This window comes from Streptomyces sp. SirexAA-E (assembly GCF_000177195.2).
GTDB lineage: Bacteria > Actinomycetota > Actinomycetes > Streptomycetales > Streptomycetaceae > Streptomyces > Streptomyces flavovirens.
Window position 1 is genome coordinate 741,054 of record NC_015953.1, and the last position, 21,084, is coordinate 762,137.

Annotated in this window: 23 protein-coding genes, 1 pseudogene and 1 riboswitch; of the genes and pseudogenes, 15 read left to right on the top strand and 9 right to left on the bottom strand. The window is 72.0% G+C overall.

Features of this window, described 5'->3' with window-relative positions:
* Nucleotides 1–224 precede the first annotated feature (224 nt).
* A riboswitch (cyclic di-AMP (ydaO/yuaA leader) is annotated at nucleotides 225–393 on the top strand.
* Between the two features lie 2 nt (nucleotides 394–395).
* Nucleotides 396–866, top strand: coding sequence for a C40 family peptidase (locus SACTE_RS03160; protein WP_014044581.1), 471 nt, complete (start codon nucleotides 396–398; stop codon nucleotides 864–866).
* Nucleotides 867–916: 50 nt separating this feature from the next.
* On the opposite strand, the gene SACTE_RS03165 is transcribed toward SACTE_RS03160, so the two are convergent.
* A complete protein-coding gene (locus tag SACTE_RS03165; protein ID WP_014044582.1) occupies nucleotides 917–1,555 on the bottom strand; it encodes a LysE family translocator in 639 nt (212 codons plus the stop codon).
* A gap of 72 nt (nucleotides 1,556–1,627) precedes the next feature.
* On the opposite strand from SACTE_RS03165, the gene SACTE_RS03170 reads away from it, so the two are divergent.
* Nucleotides 1,628–2,542 carry a LysR family transcriptional regulator gene (locus SACTE_RS03170; protein WP_014044583.1) on the top strand — a complete coding sequence of 305 codons (915 nt, stop codon included), beginning with the start codon at nucleotides 1,628–1,630 and terminating at the stop codon, nucleotides 2,540–2,542.
* A gap of 3 nt (nucleotides 2,543–2,545) precedes the next feature.
* Here SACTE_RS03170 and SACTE_RS03175 read toward each other — a convergent pair whose 3' ends face one another.
* Nucleotides 2,546–2,977 carry an ATP-binding protein gene (locus SACTE_RS03175; protein ID WP_014044584.1) on the bottom strand — a complete coding sequence of 144 codons (432 nt, stop codon included), beginning with the start codon at nucleotides 2,975–2,977 and terminating at the stop codon, nucleotides 2,546–2,548.
* Between the two features lie 187 nt (nucleotides 2,978–3,164).
* A complete protein-coding gene (locus tag SACTE_RS03180) occupies nucleotides 3,165–4,313 on the bottom strand; it encodes an 8-amino-7-oxononanoate synthase (RefSeq protein WP_014044585.1) in 1,149 nt (382 codons plus the stop codon).
* Between the two features lie 143 nt (nucleotides 4,314–4,456).
* Here SACTE_RS03180 and bioB point away from each other — a divergent pair, with 143 nt between their 5' ends.
* The 3 genes from bioB to bioD are packed head-to-tail and all read left to right on the top strand — an operon-like array spanning nucleotide 4,457 to nucleotide 7,623.
* On the top strand, nucleotides 4,457–5,635 hold the full coding sequence (gene bioB, locus SACTE_RS03185; protein WP_014044586.1) for a biotin synthase BioB: 1,179 nt from the start codon (nucleotides 4,457–4,459) through the stop codon (nucleotides 5,633–5,635).
* Nucleotides 5,628–6,932: an adenosylmethionine--8-amino-7-oxononanoate transaminase gene (locus SACTE_RS03190; RefSeq protein WP_014044587.1), complete on the top strand. Its 1,305-nt coding sequence runs from the start codon at nucleotides 5,628–5,630 to the stop codon at nucleotides 6,930–6,932. The genes bioB and SACTE_RS03190 overlap by 8 nt, the downstream gene beginning before the upstream one ends.
* Before the next feature lies 1 nt (nucleotide 6,933).
* Entirely contained in the window at nucleotides 6,934–7,623 is a 690-nt protein-coding gene (bioD, locus tag SACTE_RS03195; protein ID WP_014044588.1) for a dethiobiotin synthase, read from the top strand.
* 32 nt (nucleotides 7,624–7,655) lie between these two features.
* On the opposite strand, the gene SACTE_RS03200 is transcribed toward bioD, so the two are convergent.
* The 3 genes and pseudogenes from SACTE_RS03200 to SACTE_RS34830 form a co-directional block, all read right to left on the bottom strand.
* The gene (locus SACTE_RS03200; RefSeq protein ID WP_014044589.1) at nucleotides 7,656–8,027 is read right to left on the bottom strand and encodes a hypothetical protein; all 372 of its coding nucleotides are present in this window, start codon (nucleotides 8,025–8,027) and stop codon (nucleotides 7,656–7,658) included.
* Nucleotides 8,024–8,251, bottom strand: a complete 228-nt coding sequence (locus SACTE_RS03205) for a hypothetical protein (RefSeq protein WP_014044590.1) — start codon at nucleotides 8,249–8,251, stop codon at nucleotides 8,024–8,026. The genes SACTE_RS03200 and SACTE_RS03205 overlap by 4 nt, the downstream gene beginning before the upstream one ends.
* Before the next feature lie 23 nt (nucleotides 8,252–8,274).
* A pseudogene (locus SACTE_RS34830) lies at nucleotides 8,275–8,445 on the bottom strand (MFS transporter); the annotation flags it as partial.
* Between the two features lie 76 nt (nucleotides 8,446–8,521).
* Between SACTE_RS34830 and SACTE_RS03210 the strand changes: the two are divergent.
* The 7 genes from SACTE_RS03210 to mug all read left to right on the top strand — a co-directional run bounded on the left by SACTE_RS03210 (nucleotide 8,522) and on the right by mug (nucleotide 14,847).
* Complete coding sequence (locus SACTE_RS03210) at nucleotides 8,522–8,737, top strand: DUF6461 domain-containing protein (protein ID WP_014044591.1); 216 nt, start codon at nucleotides 8,522–8,524, stop codon at nucleotides 8,735–8,737.
* A 3-nt stretch (nucleotides 8,738–8,740) separates the two neighbouring features.
* Nucleotides 8,741–8,965 (top strand): DUF6461 domain-containing protein, encoded by a 225-nt coding sequence (locus SACTE_RS03215; protein ID WP_014044592.1) that lies wholly within the window; start codon nucleotides 8,741–8,743, stop codon nucleotides 8,963–8,965.
* 203 nt (nucleotides 8,966–9,168) lie between these two features.
* Complete coding sequence (locus SACTE_RS03220) at nucleotides 9,169–10,506, top strand: hemolysin family protein (RefSeq protein ID WP_014044593.1); 1,338 nt, start codon at nucleotides 9,169–9,171, stop codon at nucleotides 10,504–10,506.
* Complete coding sequence (locus tag SACTE_RS03225) at nucleotides 10,503–11,522, top strand: hemolysin family protein (protein ID WP_014044594.1); 1,020 nt, start codon at nucleotides 10,503–10,505, stop codon at nucleotides 11,520–11,522. Before SACTE_RS03220 ends, SACTE_RS03225 begins: the two co-directional genes overlap by 4 nt.
* A gap of 106 nt (nucleotides 11,523–11,628) precedes the next feature.
* A complete protein-coding gene (locus SACTE_RS03230) occupies nucleotides 11,629–12,465 on the top strand; it encodes an SGNH/GDSL hydrolase family protein (RefSeq protein WP_014044595.1) in 837 nt (278 codons plus the stop codon).
* A gap of 352 nt (nucleotides 12,466–12,817) precedes the next feature.
* Nucleotides 12,818–14,251, top strand: coding sequence for an adenylosuccinate lyase (purB, locus tag SACTE_RS03235; protein WP_014044596.1), 1,434 nt, complete (start codon nucleotides 12,818–12,820; stop codon nucleotides 14,249–14,251).
* Nucleotides 14,252–14,271: 20 nt separating this feature from the next.
* On the top strand, nucleotides 14,272–14,847 hold the full coding sequence (gene mug / locus SACTE_RS03240) for a G/U mismatch-specific DNA glycosylase (protein WP_014044597.1): 576 nt from the start codon (nucleotides 14,272–14,274) through the stop codon (nucleotides 14,845–14,847).
* A gap of 344 nt (nucleotides 14,848–15,191) precedes the next feature.
* Here mug and SACTE_RS03245 read toward each other — a convergent pair whose 3' ends face one another.
* The 3 genes from SACTE_RS03245 to SACTE_RS03255 form a co-directional block, all read right to left on the bottom strand.
* Complete coding sequence (locus SACTE_RS03245; protein ID WP_014044598.1) at nucleotides 15,192–15,629, bottom strand: hypothetical protein; 438 nt, start codon at nucleotides 15,627–15,629, stop codon at nucleotides 15,192–15,194.
* 189 nt (nucleotides 15,630–15,818) lie between these two features.
* Nucleotides 15,819–16,556 (bottom strand): ABC transporter permease, encoded by a 738-nt coding sequence (locus SACTE_RS03250; protein WP_176724325.1) that lies wholly within the window; start codon nucleotides 16,554–16,556, stop codon nucleotides 15,819–15,821.
* A 10-nt stretch (nucleotides 16,557–16,566) separates the two neighbouring features.
* The gene (locus SACTE_RS03255) at nucleotides 16,567–17,505 is read right to left on the bottom strand and encodes an ATP-binding cassette domain-containing protein (RefSeq protein ID WP_014044600.1); all 939 of its coding nucleotides are present in this window, start codon (nucleotides 17,503–17,505) and stop codon (nucleotides 16,567–16,569) included.
* 109 nt (nucleotides 17,506–17,614) lie between these two features.
* Here SACTE_RS03255 and SACTE_RS03260 point away from each other — a divergent pair, with 109 nt between their 5' ends.
* The 3 genes from SACTE_RS03260 to SACTE_RS03270 all read left to right on the top strand — a co-directional run bounded on the left by SACTE_RS03260 (nucleotide 17,615) and on the right by SACTE_RS03270 (nucleotide 21,027).
* Nucleotides 17,615–18,787 (top strand): histidine kinase, encoded by a 1,173-nt coding sequence (locus SACTE_RS03260; RefSeq protein WP_026359038.1) that lies wholly within the window; start codon nucleotides 17,615–17,617, stop codon nucleotides 18,785–18,787.
* A gap of 4 nt (nucleotides 18,788–18,791) precedes the next feature.
* The gene (locus tag SACTE_RS03265) at nucleotides 18,792–19,442 is read left to right on the top strand and encodes a response regulator transcription factor (RefSeq protein ID WP_014044602.1); all 651 of its coding nucleotides are present in this window, start codon (nucleotides 18,792–18,794) and stop codon (nucleotides 19,440–19,442) included.
* A 427-nt stretch (nucleotides 19,443–19,869) separates the two neighbouring features.
* The gene (locus SACTE_RS03270) at nucleotides 19,870–21,027 is read left to right on the top strand and encodes an ROK family transcriptional regulator (RefSeq protein ID WP_014044603.1); all 1,158 of its coding nucleotides are present in this window, start codon (nucleotides 19,870–19,872) and stop codon (nucleotides 21,025–21,027) included.
* The last annotated feature ends 57 nt before the right edge of the window (nucleotides 21,028–21,084 follow it).

Consider the following 21,084-nt stretch of genomic DNA (forward strand, 5'->3'; position numbering starts at 1 on the left):
CACTGAGCGGAATCTGTTGTTCCGTCGCTGGTTGAGGGCTGGTCGGCGCCCGCCACGAGGGCGCCGCGCCCGCTCCGGCCACCTGAACGGATCAGTCGTGACCACTCTCACATCACGCCTTTTCAGCTCGGAAATCCGGCGGTCCGTGCGTAAAGATCCCTGGGACGACAAGCCCCCGCCACCGCGGCGGGGCGGTCCGGGCGGACGCCGAGTCCTGCCGCCGCCCGGATGACTGGTCGACACAAGTGGATCGGCAGGAGTGGAGGACCCGAGCACATCGGGCCGACCGGACTTCCGGTCAGCCCTTGGGGTGAAGCCGCCGTGTGCGGCCGGGCAACTTCGCCAGCCCGAACCCGACAGGTCATCCTTCACAGGCGGCTGACGAAGGGTTGCGCATGACTGCGCAGGTTCATGTCCCGTCTCTGTTCGCCCGGGTCGGCACCGCCTCGGTCCTCACCATCGCCGTCGGCACCACGATGCTGGCGCCCGGCATGGTGAACGACGCCGAGGCCGCGACCCACTCCGCGAAAGCGCTCAGGATCGCCGCCTCGAAGAAAGGCGCGCCCTACAGATGGGGCGCCGCGGGCCCCCACCGGTTCGACTGCTCCGGCCTGACGCTCTATTCGTTCAAGAAGGCGGGGAAAAAACTTCCCCGCACCGCCCAGCAGCAGTACAACTCGACACGGCACCTGACCAGGTCACAGCGGCAACGCGGTGACCTGGTCTTTTTTCATTCCGGTAGCAACGTCTACCACGTGGGGATCTATGCGGGCGGGGGCAAGATCTGGCACTCGCCGAAGACTGGGGCCGTGGTCCGCCTGGAGAAGATCTGGGCGAACAACGTCTGGTACGGAAGAGTCCGGTAGGAAGACCCGCCGGACACCTCGTACGGGGGTGTCCGGCGGAGCGGAGCGCCTCAGTGCAGTTGGGGGCCGGCCACCAGGGCCAGCCCCAGCGCGGTGAGCGCCACCCCGCTGCCGCCCTCGATCGCCCGGGCTGTACGCGGCCGGCGCAGCCACCGGCCGAGACGGTCCACCAGCAGAGCGACGGCCGGGAACCAGATCAGCGCCAGCAGCACGACCACGGCGGCGAGCAGCAGCGTCCTGGGCAGGGGCGGCTGCCCCTGCGGGACGAACTGCGGCAGCAGGCTGAGGAAGAGCACGGGTGCCTTGGGGTTCAGGGCGTTGGTGAGGAACCCCTGGCGCAGTGCCCGGCGGTGTCCGGTCCGCGTCCGGTCCTCCGGCCCGCCCTCGTCGGCCCCGGTACCGCGCCGCCGCCACGACGCGTACAGCGCGCGGAGCCCGAGGTGGAGGACGTACGCGCCGCCGAGCAGCTGCACCGTGCGGAACAGGGCGGGCACCGCCACCAGCACCGCGGCGAGCCCTGCCACGGCCAGGGCGGTGTGCACCAGCAGGCCCCCGGCGACCCCGACAGCCGTGGCGAGCCCGGCGCGGCGTGAGACGAGGGCGTTGCGTACGACCACGGTGAAGTCCGCGCCGGGCAGGGCGACCATCCCGGCGGCGACGGCGACGAAGGCGAGCAGTTGTGCGTCCATGGGTCCACCCTGGCCCGGCAGACCCTTTAGCGTGTACTTGCAATCTTCTGGGTCTGCCTAAAGGAACGCTTCATGTACGACCCGACGCGGCTCGCCGCGCTCGTGGCGGTGGCCGAGGCCGGTTCGATCACCCGGGCGGCCGCTCGGCTGGGCTACACCGCGCCCGCGCTCTCGCAGCAGCTGGCCAAGCTGGAGCGGGAGGCCGGTGCCGCACTCCTGGTCCGTCACCACCGCGGGGCACGCCTGACGGCGGCCGGTGAGCTGCTGGCCGGACGCGCCCGGCGGGTGCTGGACGAGATGGACCAGGCCCGGCACGAGCTGGCCCGGCTGGCGGGCCTGTCGGGCGGCCGGCTGCGCGTCGGTACGTTCACCACGGCCGGGATCCATCTGCTGCCCCCGGTGCTCAGCGCCTTCCGGCGTGCCCATCCGGATGTGGAGCTGAGCGTGAGGGACTACGAACCGCCGAGCGGGGTCGCGGCCGTGGCGTCGGGTGAGGTGGATCTGGCGCTGACCCATGCCTACGAACCCGCGGCGCCCGATCCGATGCCCGCGGGGGTGTCGGTCGAACCGCTGCTCGTCGAGGAGCTGGTATTGATCTCGGCGGTCGGGCACATGCTGTCCGAGGGCACCGGTCCGCTGCCCGTGACCGAACTGGCGGGCCGCCCCCTGATCAGCAGCGCTCCCGGGCATCCGCCGCGGCGCGGTGTGGAACGCGCGCTGGCCGAGGCCGGGGCGACGCCCGCGGTGGTCTGCGAGTCCCCCGGGTACGCCCTGGTGTGCGCGCTCGTGAGCGCCGCCCTGGGGGTGGCGGTGGTACCGGAGATGGTCGCCGCGATGTCACCCGCGCCCGTCGCCGTACGCCGTCTCGAGCCTGCTTCCTTCCGGCGCACGATCTCGGTGGTGCACCGGGGTGAGCGTGACACCTCCGCGGCCACGACACTGAGGGCGCTGCTGCGTGGCGGTTTCGGGCGGTCCGCCGCGCCGTGAGGGTCAGGCGAGGGTGGGAGCGGGCCAGGGCACGGTGACCGCCACGGTCTTGCCGCCGTCCCGGGTCGGACGGACGGCGAGCCGGCCGCCGCACTCCTTGGCGAGTGCCCGGACGATGACCAGGCCCCGTCCGTTGTCCTGCCGGACCGCCGCGGGCAGCCGCTGGGGCCGCCGCGGGTGACTGTCCGTCACCCCGAGGTGCAGCACGGCGTCCCGGTCCAGGCGCAGGTCCACGGTGAAGGTGGGCGACTGGCCGAAGGTGTGCTGGACGGCGTTGGTGGTGAGCTCGGAGACGATCAGCCGGAGGGCGTCGGCGGCGTCGGTGGCCTCGGGCAGGCCCCATTCGGCCAGGACACGGGCCACGTGTCTGCGGGCCCGGGAGACCGAGGCCGGATCGCTCGGCAGGGTGACGGTGGATTCCTGCTGGTCTGCCATGGCGAGCCGTCCCTTTCCGCCCCGGCCGATGCGCGACCGGCCTGGCCTGTTCTGCGCGCCAGCCTGCCACCGATCCCGCGCCCGGTCAGGACGATGAGCCAAGATGTGCAGATATCTGTCGCTCGATACGGTGAACCGCACCCGAGAAGCCGGATATCGGCACCCCGGGCCCCTTCGCCGGGCCGCGTCAGTCGGCCGCCAGGGGTGCGGTGTCCACCACGGTGGCCACCGCGGTGGTGATCTGCCGCTCCGTCAGGTCTGCGCGGGCCGTCAGCCGCAGCCGGGAGACGCCGTCGGGGACCGACGGCGGCCGGAAGCAGCCCACGGCGAGCCCCGCCGCACGGCAGTCGGCGGCCCAGGTGACCGCCTGGTGGGCGGACGGGGCCCGGACGGAGACGACGGCCGCGTCGGGACGTACGGCGGTGAGCCCCGCCCGGGTCAGCCGCTCGTACAGCTCGGCGGCGACCGCGCGGGCCCGGTCCGCGCGGTGCGGCTCGTCGCGCAGCAGCCTCAGGCCGGCGAGGGCGGCGCCTGCGGCGGCGGGGGCGAGTCCGGTGTCGAAGATGAACGTACGGGCGGTGTTGACCAGGTGGTCGATGACGCGGGCGGGGCCGAGGACCGCCCCGCCCTGGCTGCCGAGGGACTTGGAGAGGGTGACCGTGGCGACGACGTCGTCCGCTCCCGCGAGTCCGGCGGCGGCGAGCGCTCCCCGTCCGCCCTCGCCCAGGACGCCCAGTCCGTGCGCGTCGTCGACCAGCAGGGCGGCTCCCGTCTCCCGGCAGGCGCCGGCGAGCGCGGTGAGCGGAGCGGCGTCGCCGTCCACCGAGAACACGGAGTCGGTGACGGCCAGGGCTCGTCCGGGGTGCCCGTCGAGCGCCTTGCGTACGGCGTCGGGGTCCGCGTGCGGCACGACGGCGGTGCCGGCCCGGGAGAGACGGCAACCGTCCACGATGGAGGCGTGATTGCCCGCGTCGGAGACGATCAGCGCCCCGGGTCCGGTGAGGGCGGTCAGGGCGGCGAGGTTGGCGGCGTAGCCGGAGGAGAACACCAGCGCGGCCTCGAAGCCGCAGAAACGCGCCAGCTCGCCCTCCAGTTCGGCGTGCAGGGCGGTGGACCCGGTGACCAGCCGTGAACCGGTCGATCCCGCTCCCCAGCGCCTGGCCGCCTCGGCCGCCGCCTCGGTGACCCGCGGATGGCGGGTGAGGCCGAGGTAGTCGTTGCTCGCGAGGTCCAGCGGACCGGTCCCGGCGGGCCGGGGGCGCAGGTTCCTGACGAGTCCGGCTCCGGCGCGGCGCCGGGCCTCGTCGTCGATCCAGTCGAACGGGGCGGAGGACATGGCTGGGTCCCTTTTGTAGGCAGCTCACAGACCCTAGCGGGGCGCGGAGCAGGGCAGGGTGTGGCAAGGCACACACCATCGGCCGTCTCTCCTGTCCGGTTCCTCCTTGGCCGATGGCCGTGCGGTAGGCCAGGATCAGGCTCATGGACCTGCTGAACACGCTGGTGGACAAGGGGCTGCGGCGCGAACTGCCGACCCGTGAAGAAGCGCTCGCCGTGCTGGCGACCTCCGACGACGAACTGCTCGACGTGGTGGCCGCGGCCGGAAAGGTGCGCCGCCAGTGGTTCGGGCGGCGCGTGAAGCTCAACTACCTGGTGAATCTGAAGTCCGGGCTCTGCCCCGAGGACTGCTCGTACTGCTCGCAACGGCTGGGCTCCAAGGCGGAGATCCTCAAGTACACCTGGCTGAAGCCGGACGAGGCGTCGAAGGCCGCCGCCGCCGGGGTGGCCGGGGGCGCGAAGCGGGTCTGTCTGGTGGCCAGCGGCCGGGGGCCCACGGACCGGGACGTGGACCGGGTGTCGAAGACCATCGAGGCGATCAAGGACCGGCACGAGGACGTCGAGGTCTGCGCCTGTCTCGGCCTGCTCTCCGAGGGCCAGGCGGAACGGCTGAAGTCGGCCGGCGCCGACGCGTACAACCACAACCTGAACACCTCGGAGGCCACCTACGGGGACATCACCACCACCCACACCTACGCCGACCGCGTGGACACCGTGCAGCAGGCCCAGGCCGCCGGGCTGTCCGCGTGTTCCGGTCTGATCGCCGGCATGGGCGAGAGCGACGCCGATCTGGTGGACGTCGTGTTCTCGCTGCGTGAGCTGGACCCCGACTCCGTGCCGGTGAACTTCCTGATCCCCATGGAGGGGACGCCGCTCGCCGAGGAGTGGCATCTGACCCCGCAGCGGTGCCTGCGGATCCTCGCCATGGTCCGCTTCGTCTGTCCGGACGCCGAGGTGCGGCTGGCCGGCGGGCGCGAGGTCCATCTGCGCTCGCTCCAGCCGCTGGCCCTGCACCTGGTCAACTCCATCTTCCTGGGCGACTACCTGACCAGCGAGGGCCAGGCCGGCCAGACGGACCTCGACATGATCGCCGACGCCGGTTTCGAGGTGGAGGGCGCCGGCACGACGACGCTGCCCGGGCACCGCGTGCCGGCGGCGGAGGACGGCTGCGGATCGCACGGCGGCGGCTGCGCCCCCTGCGGTGACACGCCGGAGACCGCCTCCGAAGGGGCGCCGTCCGGCGCCGAGGCGTCGTCGGCGCGTACGGATCTGGTGGCGGTCCGCCGTCGCGGGGCCGGTACGGACATCGCGCCCAATGCCTGATCCGCTCTCCCCCGCCGAACTCCGTTCCCTGGACCGGGCGCACGTCTGGCACCCCTACGGCCCGATGCCGGGCCGGCAGGAGCCGCTGGTCGTGGAGTCCGCGTCCGGGGTGCGGCTCCGGCTCGCCGAACCCGCGTACGGCCAGCGGGAGTTGGTGGACGGTATGTCGTCCTGGTGGTCGGCGGTGCACGGTTACAACCATCCGGTGCTCAACGAGGCTGCCCGCGGCCAGCTGGACCGGATGAGCCATGTGATGTTCGGCGGGCTCACCCACGAGCCCGCGGTCCGGCTGGCCGCCCGCCTGGTGGAGATCACCCCGGCCCCGCTGCGGCACGTCTTCCTCGCCGACTCGGGTTCGGTCTCCGTCGAGGTGGCGGTGAAGATGTGCCTGCAGTACTGGCGTTCGGCCGGGCGGCCCGGCAAGCACCGGTTGCTGACCTGGCGCGGCGGCTACCACGGGGACACCTGGCAGCCCATGTCGGTGTGCGACCCCGAGGGCGGCATGCACGAGCTGTGGTCGGGGGCCCTGCCCCGGCAGGTCTTCGCGGACGCCCCGCCGGACGGCTTCGACGCGGAGCCGGACGAGGCATACGCACGGCATCTGCGCACGCTGATCGCGGACCACTCCCATGAGCTGGCCGCGGTGATCGTGGAGCCGGTGGTGCAGGGCGCGGGCGGGATGCGGTTCCACTCGCCCGCGTACCTCCGGGTGCTGCGGGAGGCGTGCGACGCCAACGACGTCCTGCTGGTGTTCGACGAGATCGCCACGGGGTTCGGCCGCACCGGGAAGCTCTTCGCGGCGCAGCACGCGGGGGTCTCCCCCGACGTCATGTGCGTCGGCAAGGCGCTGACCGGCGGCTATCTGACACTGGCGGCGACGCTGTGCACCTCGCGGGTGGCGGAGGGCATCTCCCGCGGGGAGGTGCCGGTGCTGGCGCACGGGCCCACCTTCATGGGCAATCCGCTCGCCTCGGCGGTGGCCTGCGCCTCGGTGGACCTGCTGCTGGAGAGGGACTGGGAGGCGGAGGTGAAGCGGATCGGCGCCGGGCTGGAGCAGGGGCTCGCCGGGGCCGCCGCGCTGCCCGGGGTCCGAGACGTCCGGGTGCTGGGCGCGATCGGGGTCGTGCAGCTGGACCACGAGGTGGACATGGAGGCCGCCACACGGGCCGCCGTGAGCGAGGGCGTGTGGCTGCGCCCGTTCCGCGACCTGGTGTACACGATGCCGCCGTACGTCACCGGTGACGACGACGTGGCGAGGATCTGCCGGGCCGTGTGCGCGGCTGCGGAGAGGGGCTGAGATGACCGTGTTGGTGGTGTCCGGTACGGGCACGGAGATCGGGAAGACCGTCGTGACGGCGGCCGTGGCGGCCGCCTTCCAAGACCGCCGTGTGGCGGTGCTCAAGCCCGCGCAGACGGGGCTCGCGCCCGGGGAGCCGGGGGACGCCGCGGAGGTGGCCCGGCTGGCGGGCGCGCACGTCACCGCGGTGGAGCTGGCCCGTTTCCCCGAGCCGCTGGCCCCCGAGACCGCGGCGCGCCGGGCGGGTATGGCCCCGGTCCGCCCGTACGAGATCGCCGAGGCGGCACAGAAGATGGCGACCGAGCACGATCTGGTGCTGGTCGAGGGCGCGGGCGGGCTGCTCGTACGGTTCGACGGTGCGGGTTCCACGCTCGCGGACGCCGCCCGGCTGCTGGCAGCGCCGGTGCTGCTCGTGGCCCCCGCGGGTCTCGGCACGCTGAACGCGACGGCACTGACGACGGAGGCGCTGCGGACACGCGGCCTGGAATGCCCCGGCGTGGTGGTGGGCAGCATGCCGGCCGAACCGGACCTGGCGTCCCGGTGCAACGTCGAGGACCTTCCGGTCGCCGCGGGTGTCCCGCTGCTGGGCGTCGTGCCCGCCGGAGCGGGATCGCTCGCCCCGTCCGACTTCCGTGCGCGGGCGGCGAGCTGGCTGGCCCCCTCGCTCGGCGGCCACCGGCAGCCCGGCTGAGCGGCGGGGCGGGGCGGCGGGTCAGGGCCGGATCACAGGCTCCACCGACGCAGTTCGTCGGCGATGGCCCGGACGTCCGCCTTGCCCTCCTTCACCAGCCGGGCGAGGTCGCGTACCCGCTCGGGGGAGGTGACGACCTTCAGCCCCGAGGCGACGAGGTAGCCGTAGGCGACGGCGGACGCGAACATCGCGTTGGAGTGTTCGAGCGCGGGGACGTGCAGCAGGAGCTGGAGCAGCGCGGCAGCCCTGGCCTGCGGGTCGCTGTACACGGGGCTGCCGAATATCTCCGCCTCGTGCCTGCTGACCGCGGCGACCAGCGCTCCCCAGTCGGCGACCTGCGGATCACCGGGCGTCTTGTGCTCGGCCACCATGAGCAGCCAGGCGAGGTCGATCCGCAGGTTCAACGGCTGCCTTCGCGCTCCGGGCCGAACTCCTCGGCGAACACCGACTCGTACTGCTTCATGAAGTCGGCCGCGGCCTCGACGAAGGTGTGTCCCACCTCGCCCGCGTCCTGTCTGACGAGCTCTTCGATGTAGCGGTTCACGCTCACTCCCCGTTGCAGCGCGCGCTGCCGCGCCGTCTCGGCGGTGGCCTCGTCCACTCGGACGTTCAGCTGGGTCTTGGGCACGCTTTCACGCTAGCGCGAGGGTGCTAGCACCGGCAAGAGGACCGGGATCGTGTCCCGTACACCTGTTCTTCCCCGGACCGTTGCGGGCCGTGAGCGGGAGAGCGGCGGACCAACAGGGACAGCACGGCTGCGACGGCGCACAGGCCGCCCACGGCGACCCATACGGGGTCGTAGGTCCCGAACGCGTCGCGGGCGGGCGAGCCGCTGTGCGTCCGGGCCGCCCGGCGCTGATCGCGGCCCGGTGTCGGTGGCCGACGGCACGATGCCGGTATGAACCCACCCACGGCGGCCGACTACAGCTGGATACGGTCCTCGTCCTCGCTCTTCGCGTACGTGCTCGACTCCGGATACGCCCTGACGCCGGTGGGGGGCGTCCCGCCCGCGGAGTTGTTCCGGCTGGCGGTTGCGGAGCCGCTCGGCACGTGCGAGGGGCTCGCCGAACTGATCGGGCGGCACGGCGTGTTCACCGACGAATGCGACGACTGACCCGTGTCGTTCCTCGCCCGCGCGTCCACCGTGCCGGGTGCCGGCGGCGACTGGACCCTCGCGCTGACCGACCGTCTGACGGGCGTGGGGGTGACCGAGCGGTTGCTGGGGCAGACGGAGTACCGGGTGGCGGAGGAGCCGGACGAGGAGTGGCGGGGCGTCACGGCCGACGTCACCGACGCGTACGGTGAGCGGACCCACGTGACGTTCCGGCCGGAACGGCTCTGAGCCCGCTCACGAGCGGTACCGGCTCACGCCTCCTGGCGCTTTGCCGTCCTCCTAGAATGGCTTCCCGCTGTTCGATTCTTCGAAAGGTGTGAACGTCCGCCCATGGGCGAGCCTCCCAGTAGCCGGTACCGCCGTCGTCGCGCGGGCCTCCGACATCGCGCGAACCTCCTGCCCCTGTCCGATCATGGGACGGAGGTGAACCGATGACCGAAGTGCTTCTGCTCCTGGTGGCCGTGCTGCTCTCCCTGGCCTGCGGCGCGTTCGTGGCGGCCGAATTCTCTCTGACGACCGTCGAGCGCAGCGAGCTCGAACGGGCCGTCGAGCGGGGAGAGCGGGGCGCGGAGGGAGCCCTCAAGGCCGTCCGCAGCCTCACCTTCCAGCTCTCCGGCGCCCAGCTCGGCATCACGGTCACCAATCTGGTGGTCGGCATGCTCTCCGAGCCGTCCATCGCCGCGCTGATCCGCGGCCCGGTGGAGGCCACGGGGCTTTCGCCCGGTGTGTCGTCCTCGCTCGCGCTGGTGATCGGTACGGCACTGTCCACCGTCGTGCTGATGGTGGTCGGTGAGCTCGTACCGAAGAACTGGGCCATCTCGTCGCCGCTGGCCGTCGCCAAGAACGTCGCCACGCCGCAGCGGATGTTCACGGCCGTCTTCCGGCCGTTCATCGGCCACCTCAACAACACGGCCAACCGCATCGTGCGCCGGTTCGGCCTGGAACCGGCCGAGGAGCTGGCCTCGGCGCGCAGCCCTCAGGAGCTGGTGGCCCTGGCGCGTCACTCCGCGAAGGAGGGGGCTCTGGAGGCCGACACGGCCGAGCTGTTCGTGCGGACCCTCAGCCTCTCGGAGCTGACCGCCGAGAACGTGATGACGCCTCGCGTCCAGGTCACGGCGCTGGACGTGCTGGCCACCGCGGAGGACGTCGCGAACGCCACCCGGGCGACCGGTCTCTCCCGGTTCCCGGTCTACCGGGGCAGCCTGGACACCGTCGTCGGTGTGGCACACATCAAGGACGTCCTGGCGGTCCCGGCCGCCGAGCGGCCCCGCAAGAGGGTCTCCGAGATGCTGCGCGAGCCGCTGCTCGTACCGGAGACGCTCGCGGTGGACGAACTGCTGGACCGGCTGTCGGGCAAACTCGCCATGGCGGTCGTCATCGACGAGTACGGCGGGACGGCGGGCGTGGTCACGCTGGAGGACATCGTCGAGGAGGTCGTCGGCGAGGTGCGGGACGAGCACGATCCGCACGAGACACCCGACCTGGCGCCGGCCGGCGAGGACGCCGACGGGCGCACCCTGTGGTCGGCGGACGGCGCCGCCCGCACCGACCAGCTCAGGACCGTGGGGCTGCGGGTGCCGGACGGGCCCTACGAGACGCTGGCCGGGCTCATCGCCACCGACGTCGGACGCATCCCGGTGGTCGGCGACACGGTCGAGCTCGGCGGCTGGCGGATCGATGTGGTGGACGCCTCGGGGCACCGCGCCGCGCGCGCCCTGCTGCACGCACCGCTGCCCGGGAACGACGAGCCGACGGAGGAGGCACGATGATCGCTCTCCAGCTCTTCATCGGCCTGCTGACGCTGGTCGTGAACGCTTTCTTCGTCGGCGCGGAGTTCGCCCTGATCTCCGTACGCCGCAGCCAGATCGAACCGGAGGCGGAGGCCGGCGACAAGCGGGCGCGCAGTGTGATCTGGGGACTCGAACACGTCTCGGCGCTCCTGGCGGCCGCGCAGCTGGGCATCACGCTCTGCACGTTGGTCCTGGGCATCGTGGCCGAACCCGCCATCGCCCACCTGCTGGAGCCCGTGTTCGACACGGTGGGTGTGCCGCACGGACTGGTCCACCCGGCCTCGTTCGTGATCGCCCTGGCGCTGGCGACCTATCTGCACATGCTGCTCGGCGAGATGGTGCCGAAGAACATCGCGCTGGCCGAGCCCGCGCGCACCGCACTGCTGCTCGGGCCGCCGCTGGTGGCCCTCTCCAGGGCGCTGCGCCCAGTGATCTTCGCCATCAACGCGTTCGCCAACGCCCTGCTCAAGCTGTTGCGGGTGGAGACCAGGAGCGAGGTGTCCGCGACCTTCTCCGACGACGAACTCGCGCTGCTCGTCAAGGACGCCGGGGACGCCGGACTCGTCGACGACCGCTCCGCGGAGCGGTTGCGGCACGCCCTGGAGCTGGGCCGGCGCCCGGTGCGTGACGTGCTGCTGCCGATCGACAAGGTGCTGTACACCCGGGTCGGCACGACACCGGAGGAGCTGGAGCGGCTGTCCTGGGAGTCGGGGTTCTCGCGTTTCCCGGTGATGGACAGCAAGCAGCGGATCCTCGGGTACCTCCATGTGAAGGACGCCCTGGACGCCACTCCCCGGGACGTTCCGTTCCCGGTGTCGGCGCTGCGCCCGATCGCCCGGGTGCGGGCCACCACCCCCCTCGACGACGTGCTGACGGCGCTGCGCCGGAGCCGTACGCACCTGGCGGTCGTCGTCGACGACGACAACCGGCCGACGGGCCTGGTCACGATGGAGGACGTGCTGCGCGAGCTGGTGGGCCGGCACCAGACCCACTGACCGGGCACGGCGGCGGGCGTACGGGCATCCGTTCCGTGACGCGGGCGGGGCCGGGGTCTTCCGGGCCCCCGGTCCCGGCCCGCGTCGCGGTACGATCGCAACCGCCATGGAATTGAATGCCTCCTACACCAGTCTCGTCGCGGTCGGTGACTCCTTCACCGAAGGCATGTCGGACCTGCTGCCCGACGGTTCGTACCGCGGCTGGGCCGACGTCCTCGCCTCCCGGCTCGCGGCCCGGACGCCGGGCTTCCGTTACGCCAATCTCGCGGTGCGCGGCAAGCTCATCGGCCAGATCGTCGACGAGCAGGTACCCGTGGCCGCCGCGCTGAAGCCGGACGTCGTCACGCTCGTCGGCGGTCTCAACGACACGCTTCGCCCGAAGTGCGACATGGGCATGGTGCGGGGCCGGCTGGAAGAGGCGGTCGAGCGGCTGGCCCCGGCCTGCGGGACGCTCGTACTGATGCGGAGTCCCGGCCGGAACGGACCGGTGCTGGAGCGCTTCCGCCCCCGGATGGAGGAGCTCTTCTCCCTGGTGGACGAGCTCGCCGCCCGGCACGGGGCGCTGGTGGTCGATCTCTACGGTGCGCCGTCGCTCGCCGACCCGCGGATGTGGGACGTGGACCGCCTCCACCTGACGGCCGAGGGGCACCGCCGGGTCGCCGAAGCGGTCTGGCAGACGCTCGGCCTTCCGGCGGAGTGCGACTGGCGTGAGCCGATGCCCGTGACACCGCCGGTGCGCTGGGCCACGCGACGGGTGGACGACGTGCGGTTCGCCCGTCAGCACCTGATGCCGTGGATCGGGCGGCGCCTCACGGGCAGGTCGTCCGGTGACGGGCGGGCGGGAGCCCAGTTCGACGCGGCGCTCGGAACGGCCTTCTGGATCACCCCGGAGGATCTGGACGCCCCCGGGCCCGTGGCGGGCTGGCGCCGCCTGGACGGCTGACCTCCACCGGTCACCACCGATGCCGGTGGACGTTCCCGGCCGGCGTCAGCACGTGTGGTGTGCGATCGGATCAGACAGGCGGCCGGGCGCCACGGCCTCGCCGTCGGGCGGCTCCGGCCCTGAGACAGGACACCACCGAGGAACGGCTCGCGGAAGCGGGTCCCGCGGCCCTGCCGACCGAGGGGGTCCTGCGCCCGGCAGCCGCTCACCGTGCGGCTCCGGAGGTGTCCGGCCCCAGGAGCCCTGACCTGTCAGGGCCGGGCCGGAAGGCCCCGGACCTGGAGGTTCCTACGTCATCGAGACGGTTCGGAGCCTGTATGGACGACCGGTAAACTCCGGCTACGTGACTGCTGTGTCTGCGAAGCCTCGCATCCCCAATGTCCTGGCCGGCCGCTATGCCTCTACGGAGCTGGCCGTCCTCTGGTCCCCCGAGCAGAAGGTGAAGCTGGAACGCCGGCTGTGGCTGGCGGTGCTGCGCGCTCAGAAGGACCTCGGGATCGAGGTACCCGACGCGGCGCTGGCCGACTACGAGCGGGTGGTCGACCAGGTCGACCTCGCCTCGATCGCCGAGCGCGAGAAGATCACGCGCCATGACGTGAAGGCCCGGATCGAGGAGTTCAACGCCCTCGCCGGCCATGAGCAGGTGCACAAGGGCATGACGTCCCGGGACCTGACCGAGAACGTCGAGCAGTTGCAGATCCGGCTCTCGCTGGAACTGATGCGCGACCGGACGGTGGCGGTGCTGGCGCGTCTCGGCAAACTGGCGGCCGAATACCGCGAGCTGGTCCTCGCGGGCCGCTCGCACAACGTGGCCGCGCAGGCCACGACGCTGGGCAAGCGCTTCGCGACCGCCGCGGACGAGCTGCTGGTGGGCTACGGGCGGCTGGAGGACCTGCTGGACCGTTACCCGCTGCGCGGCATCAAGGGTCCCGTGGGTACGGCGCAGGACATGCTGGACCTGCTCGGCGGCGACGCGGACAAGCTCGCCGACCTGGAGCAGCGCATCGCCGGGCACCTCGGCTTCACACAGTCCTTCACCTCCGTCGGCCAGGTCTACCCCCGTTCGCTCGACTACGACGTCGTGACGGCGCTGGTGCAGCTGGCCGCCGCGCCCTCGTCGGTCGCCAAGACGATCCGGCTGATGGCCGGGCACGAGCTGGTGACCGAGGGCTTCAAGCCCGGCCAGGTCGGGTCGTCGGCGATGCCCCACAAGATGAACACCCGCTCCTGTGAGCGTGTGAACGGCCTGATGGTGATCCTGCGCGGTTACGCGTCGATGACGGGCGAGCTGGCGGGCGACCAGTGGAACGAGGGCGACGTCTCCTGTTCCGTGGTGCGCCGGGTGGCGCTGCCGGACGCCTTCTTCGCGTTCGACGGCCTGCTGGAGACCTTCCTCACCGTCCTCGACGAGTTCGGCGCGTTTCCCGCCGTCGTGGCGCGCGAGCTGGACCGCTACCTGCCGTTCCTCGCCACGACCAAGGTGCTGATGGGAGCGGTGCGCGCGGGGGTCGGCCGCGAGGTCGCCCACGAGGCCATCAAGGAGAACGCGGTGGCCTCGGCGCTGGCCATGCGTGAGCAGGGTGCCGAGCGCAACGAACTGCTGGACAAGCTGGCCGCCGACGCACGTATCCCGCTCGACCGTGCGCAGCTGGACGCGCTGATGGAGGACAAGCTCTCCTTCACCGGTGCGGCCGGCGACCAGGTCACCGCGCTGGTGGCCAGGATCGAGAAGATCGCCGAGCAGTATCCGGAAGCCGCCGGTTACATCCCGGGCTCCATCCTCTGACGGCCACTTCCCACTGCCCGATGACACCCGAGGAGCTCCAGGCCGCCCGTGACCGCGTCGTGCCCGACGTGGTCACGGGCGGCCTGCGCGTGCTGTTCTGCGGTATCAACCCGAGCCTGACGACGGCCGTGACGGGGCACCACTTCGCCCATCCCGGCAATCGGTTCTGGCCGGTCCTTCACCTGTCGGGCTTCACCCCTCGTCGATTGCAACCGTCGGAGCAGAGCGAGCTGCTGGGCTACGGGCTGGGCATCACCAACGTGGTGGCCAGGGCCACGGCCCGGGCGGACGAGCTGAGCACCGACGAATACCGCGCGGGCGGGGAGGCTCTGTCGGCGAAGGTGGCGGAGCTGGGGCCGCTCTGGCTCGCCGTCGTCGGTGTCACCGCCTACCGCACGGCCTTCGGTGAACGCCGTGCCCGCATCGGCCCCCAGGAGCGCACCGTCGGTGGTGCCCGGGTCTGGGCGCTGCCCAATCCCAGTGGTCTCAACGCTGGTTGGACGGTGACGACGATGGCGGCCGAGTACGCCCGGCTGCGGGCGGCCGTCGATCAGGGAGCAGGCCCGTCCGCGTATGACATGAGACGTGAGGCATAAGGCGTAGGGGGGAGGGCGTAGGAGCGCAGCCGGAGCCGCCGTTCGATCCTGGCTGCGGGCCGCCTTTCGTGCGGTCGGGTCTGCCCCGTCGTCCTGGCGCCGAGCGGCACCGCCGGCGCGGATGCCACGCACACACGCGCCGCGCTCCGGCTCTTCGCGCAGCACGCGCCCCCGCTTGGACCATCCCGACCGTCACAGCCGTCGGCGTCGGCCGCCGGCGTGGCCATCCCTGCGGACGCCGCCGTCCCGCCCTGCGCGGCGCGTCCCGACCGTCGCGGCACCTGCCGGCCGTTGGGGCGCCTGTTAGCCGTGGTGGCGCATGCCAGCCGTCGTGGCCGGGACGGTCAGGGAGGGTCGACGGCCGTCACCAGGACGCTCAGATCGCAGCCGGGCCCGTCGCGCTCGAGGTGGAGTGACACAGCTATCCACCGGTCGTCGACCCGCCACAGCGGAAGGTATTCGCAGCCGGCGACGGAGTCGGCCCAGGGCTCCGCCACCTCCTCCCCCGCGAGCATGCGCTCCTGCGCGCTCCACAGGCTGATGACCTGGGGCTCGCCCCATCGCAGAGTGAGCAGGGTGATCAAGGCGTCGTGCTCCGCCTGGCATTGCGCCCGCCGTTCCATGTGGTCCCCCTCGTCGCCGGACCACAGCACCTCCTCCCCGTACAGGTGGACGGTGTGGAACCCGGGCCCGCTGACTCCCGAGCCCGACACGGTACGCACCGAGGGGAATTCCCGGGAGCGCATTCCGTCGATGAGGCGAAGGTGATGTGCGGTGGTCATACCGTCAGTAAACCGCCTCCCACTGACACATGGGCTTCGCCCCCGTCCCCGCCGACGCCCAGCCGACCGGAGCCGTCTGGCTGCGGCGGTGCGCCTCGACCGCCGGTGCCACAGTGGCCGTTCGGACCACGGTTCCCGCCAGGCGGCCCCGAGCGAACGGTGGTTCCGGGCGGTGGCCCCGACGACTCGTCAGGCGTCCCTCGTGCTCACGGCCCACCAGCCGGCCAGCAGGGCGAGCCCCGCCCATCCCGCTGTCACAGCAAGTCCCGTCCAGGGGCCGAGGCTTCCGTCCTGCGCCTGGTGGAGGATCAGCTGTCCGGCTCGGTCCGGCAGATACTCGGCCGCCCCGCCGGCGATGTCCCCGACGACGAAGGACACGATCAGGACGAACGGGACCAGCAACGAAAGCACGGCGACCGCGCTGCGCAACAGCGCTGTCAGCCCCGACGCCAGCAGGGTCATCAGGGCGAGATAGATGCCGCCCCCTATGACCGCACGCATGGCTCCCGGCTCCCCCAGGCCGATCGCGTACTCCCCCATGAACAGCTGTCCGAAGACGAAGGTGCTCAGGCTGGTGACCGATCCGACGACCAGGGCGAGCGTGCCGATCACCGCCATCTTGGCCGTGTAGAAGAGACCCCGGCGCGGGACGGCCGAGAGTGATATCCGCAGCGCGCCGTTGAGGAACTCGGACGACACGGCGGTGGCGCCGAAGCTCATGGCCGCGATCTGGCCGAAGTTGAGCGCGTAGAAGGCGGAGAAGACCGGGTCATGGCCCGGGGCGTCCGCCTCCGCCTGCCCCACGGTCGAGAACGTGAGCAGAGTGACGAGCAGAGTCGCGGCGAAAACGGCTATGAGAGAACCGGAGACCGACCGCACGGATCTGATCTTGATCCACTCGGAGCGCAGTACGGCAGTCGTCGACATCGTCACGGGATCAGTCCTCCGGGGTGTCGTGGGTCGGCTGTGCGGCGAAGGGGGCTTCGTTCGCCGTGAGGGCGAGATAGGCCTGTTCCAAGGTCGGTCTCCGGTCGGTGAGTGCGAGCAGAGGTATGCCCTCGGCGGCGGCCAGGGCGCCGACTTCCTCCGCTCCGGCTTCGTCGACCGTCCACCAGCCGTCTCTGTCCCTGCCCTCCACCGCCGTGTATCCCCGGCGGGCCAAGGCCTGGCGGAGCAGCGCGGGTTCGGTGGTACGGAGGCGGGCTCCGGCCCGGCTCCGGAATTCCAGGAACTCCCGAGTCGGCAGATCGACGAGGAGTCGGCCCTTGCCGAGGACGATCAGGTGGTCGGCGAACGAGGAGGTCTCGTTCATCAGATGGCTGGAGACCAGGACCGTGCGCCCTTCCCCGGCCAGCTTCCGCATCAGTTCGCGTATCCAGACGATGCCTTCGGGGTCCAGCCCGTTGGACGGCTCGTCCAGCATCACGACACCCGGGTCGCCGAGCAGCGCCGCCGCGATTCCCAGCCTCTGACGCATGCCGAGGGAGAAGGTCTTGATACACCGACCGCCGACCGGCCCGAGGCCGGTTTGCTCGATCATCTCCTCCACTCTGCTGCGGCCTATGCCGTTACTCGTGGCCAGCGCCGTCAAGTGGTCGCGTGCCGTCCGCGAGCCGTGTGCCGCCTGAGGGTCGAGCAGGGCGCCGACGCTGAGCAGGGGGTTGCCGAGGCGGGCGTAGGCCTGCCCGCCGAGCGTGGCGCTGCCGGCGGTGGGCCTGTCCAGTCCGAGGACGAGACGCATGGTGGTGGACTTTCCCGCGCCGTTCGGCCCGAGGAAGCCGGTCACACGGCCGGGCCGCACGCTGAACGTGAGGGTGTCCACGGCTCGGGTCGGCCCGTAGTCCTTGGTGAGTTCGTGGACGTCGATGCTGGTCATGACCTCAGACTGGCGGCCTGCCCCTACCCGGCACCTCCCCCGCCGGAGTGGACCGTCTCCCTCTCACGGGGGAGCCGTGCGCCACCCCCACGCTGGCACGATGGCCCGCATGCGCCGCATCCTCAGACCGCTGGCCCTCCCGGCCACGTACAGCCGCTGGCTGCATCTGCTCATTCCGGGCACGGCCGTCAGCGTGTGGCTGTTCATCAACATGGACACGCCATGGGTGCCCATGGTCGTAGCCGTGCCCGTCGGCCTGATTCCCGCAGTGCGGCTCGCCGAGGGGGTCCAGGCGCAGCACCTCCTCAGGCCCGAGGAGCGCGGACACCCGGGGGCCGCGATCTCCACCGCTCCGTCCGCGACGTGGAGCGACCGCTGGCGCACGGTGGTCTGGCTGGAGGTGCGGCTGCTCCTCACCGCGGCGGTCGGCTTCGCGACGGTCTTCCTCTCGGCGACCACCGTGGATCTGGTCCGGGGTGCGCTCGGTTCGCAGCCGAGCGACGAGTGGCTGGCTCGCGGGATCCAGGCAGGCTGGTGGTGCGCTCCCCTCGCACTCGTGCCGATCGTCCTGCTGCTCTGCGTCGTCGTGGCGGGCGGGGATCTCGTCACCGCCGTCGCCCGTCAGCTGCTGGGGCCGTCCGCGACGGAGCGGATGACCGCCTTGGAGGAGCGCACCGAGCGCCTCCTCGAGCGCAACCGGATGGCGCGCGAGCTCCACGACTCGATCGGACACGCGCTCACCATCGCGGTGGTACAGGCCGGCGCCGCCCGGGCGGCGGGCGACGCGGTGTTCACGGCCCGGGCGTTGGCGGCCATCGAGGAGACCGGCCGCCACGCGCTGGACGACCTGGAGAGAGTCCTGAAGGTGTTGCGGGAATCCGACTCGCCCGTCTCGGCACGCCCGACCCTGGCCGAGGCGGACCGCTTGCTGGATTCGGCCCGTGATTCCGGGGCCGACGTCGACGCGGAGGTGTCCGGGGCTCTGACACTGGTTCCCGGGCCGGTGTCCCGTGAGGGGTACCGCATTCTTCAGGAGGCTCTCACCAATGTGCTGCGTCACGCCGGCTCCGTTCCCGTGCGGGTGAGAATCGGCGTCGCGGGCGGGTGGCTGGAGCTGGAGATCGTCAATCCCCTGCCTGCTTCGGTGCGGGGCTCGGGCGGCGGCAGCGGCCTGCGGGGCATCCGAGAGCGGGCAGCCCTGTTGGGGGGCAGCTCCGAGGCGGGTCCACGCGAAGGACAGTGGACGGTGCGGGTGAAGCTCCCGCTCGACCGCATACGCTGACCTGATGGCGGTCTCCGTTCTTCTGGTCGACGACGAACCTCTGGTGCGTGCGGGACTGCGCGCGGTCCTGGAGGCTCAGCAGGACATCGAGGTGGTGGGTGAGGCTGCCGACGGAGCGGCTGTCATCCCCTTGGTACGCCGACTGACGCCTGACGTCATCGCGATGGATGTGCGCATGCCGTTGATGGACGGGATCGAGGCGACGCGAGCGGTGCTGCGTGCCGTACCCCAGCCGCCGAAGATCCTCGTGGTGACGACCTTCGAGAACGACGAGTACGTGTACGAGGCGTTGCGGGCCGGTGCCGACGGTTTCCTCCTCAAGCGGGCCCGGCCCGCCGAGATCGTCCACGCGGTGCGGCTGGTGGCGTCGGGAGAGTCGCTGCTGTTCCCGGCGGCCGTCCGGCAGCTCGCCGCCGAGTACGGCACGAGCGAGGCCAGGGCCGCTATGGATCGAGCGGCGCTCACCGAGCGCGAGTCCGCGGTGCTCCGGCTGATGGCACGAGGGCTGTCCAACGCGGAGATCGCCGCCGAACTGGTCGTCGGCGTGCAGACGGTGAAGACCCACGTCAGCGCCGTACTGGCCAAGCTGGGCGCCAGGGACCGCACCCAGGCGGTGATCGCCGCCTACGAGTCCGGCTTCGTGGCGCCGCGCTGACGAGGGGCGCCCTCCGCTCCGCCTTCCGGGTTTCCCCCGCAGCGGTGACCGCGTGGCCCTGGGCGATCACCTGAGGCCGGACAGGCGACGCGGCACCCGGGCCGACTGCCCGGAGCAGCCCGGCCCGGGGCCGTTGCCGGGGCCGGCGGCCGGGAGCGCTCGCGGGCAGTTGCCGGACCGGTCCCTCTGCCCCTACCCCCCGCACCGAGCCGCCCTGCGCGGACCCTCGTCCAGTCCTTCCGCCCGGTCCCCGTACACAACACCGGCAGGCTTCCCATGGTGCTCCGGGGCACCCCGGACGGCGTACCGGACCGCCTCGCGGAAGCGGCCAAGGTCACCTCTCGATACCGGCTTCCGGGGTCTGTCGCTCCGGGGCGGGGCAGCGAGTACGATCCGCAGACACGCGCACGACCTGGGAGGACACACGGTGGGCCGGCTGACCGGTGGGGACCCGTCTCTGCTGCGGCGGATCAATTCCGCGGTGGTGCTGCATGCCCTGCGAGGGGCTCATTCGCCGACGCTCACGGACCTCACGCGCATCACCGGGCTCTCCCGCCCCACGGTCGAGGGTGTGGTCGAAGGACTCTTCGAGGCGGGTCTGGTGGTCGAGGCCGGGCCCGAGGACGGCGCGGCGCGTCGGCAGGGGCGCCCTGCCCGGCGTTTCAGGTTCCGTGCCGAGGCCGGATACCTGCTGGGCGTCGAGATCGGCTCGCACCGGGTCTCCGCCTTGTTGTCCGGGCTGGACGGCCGGATCATCGGTGCCGGATCCCGGGAAGTCTCCGAGACGGCATGCGCGGACGACAGACTCGACCAGGTCAGAGGGGTGATAGCCGATGTGCTGCGGCGCACCGGTGTCGCCCGCAGCAGTCTGCGCGCGGTCGGCGTCGGCAGCCCCGGGATCGTGGAGGCGGACGGCACCGTGCGGCTCGGGACGGCGCTCCCGGACTGGACGGGGCTTCCGCTCGGTGAGCGGCTGCGCCGTTCCTTCCGGTGCCCAGTACTGGTCGAGAACGACGCCAACGCGGCCGCTGTGGCCGAACACTGGAAGGGCGCGGCGACCGAGTCGGACGACATCGTCTTCGTCCTGGCGGGGCTGAGCCCGGGGGCCGGTTCGCTGATCGGGGGGCGGCTGCACCGAGGGTTCGGCGGTGCGGCCGGCGAGATCGGGGCGCTGCATCTGCTGGGCCGGGACGTCACGCCCGAGCACCTGCTCTCCACGACGGACACCCCGCTGGACCCGCTGGACGAGCATGCGGTCGCCGCCGTGTTCGCCGAGGCACGGCACGGTGACGCGGGTGCGCGGGCCGCCGTCGAGCGCTTCATCCAGCGGTTGGTGCACGACGTCGCGGCCCTCGCGCTGGCGCTCGATCCCGAGCTGGTGGTCGTCGGCGGCTGGGCCGCGGGGCTCGACGGAGTGCTGGATCCGCTCCGGGACGAGCTGGCTCGCTACTGCCTGCGTCCGCCCCGGGTGGCACTCTCCCTGCTGGGTGAGGCGGCCGTCGCCACGGGCGCCCTGCGGCTGGCGCTGGACCACGTCGAGGAGCAGCTCTTCGCGGTGGAGGGAACGGTGACGGCCCGCCGCTGACTGCGAACGACGGGCCGTACGGGGCGTGGAGCGGGTGTTGCGCGGGGCCCGCGGTGC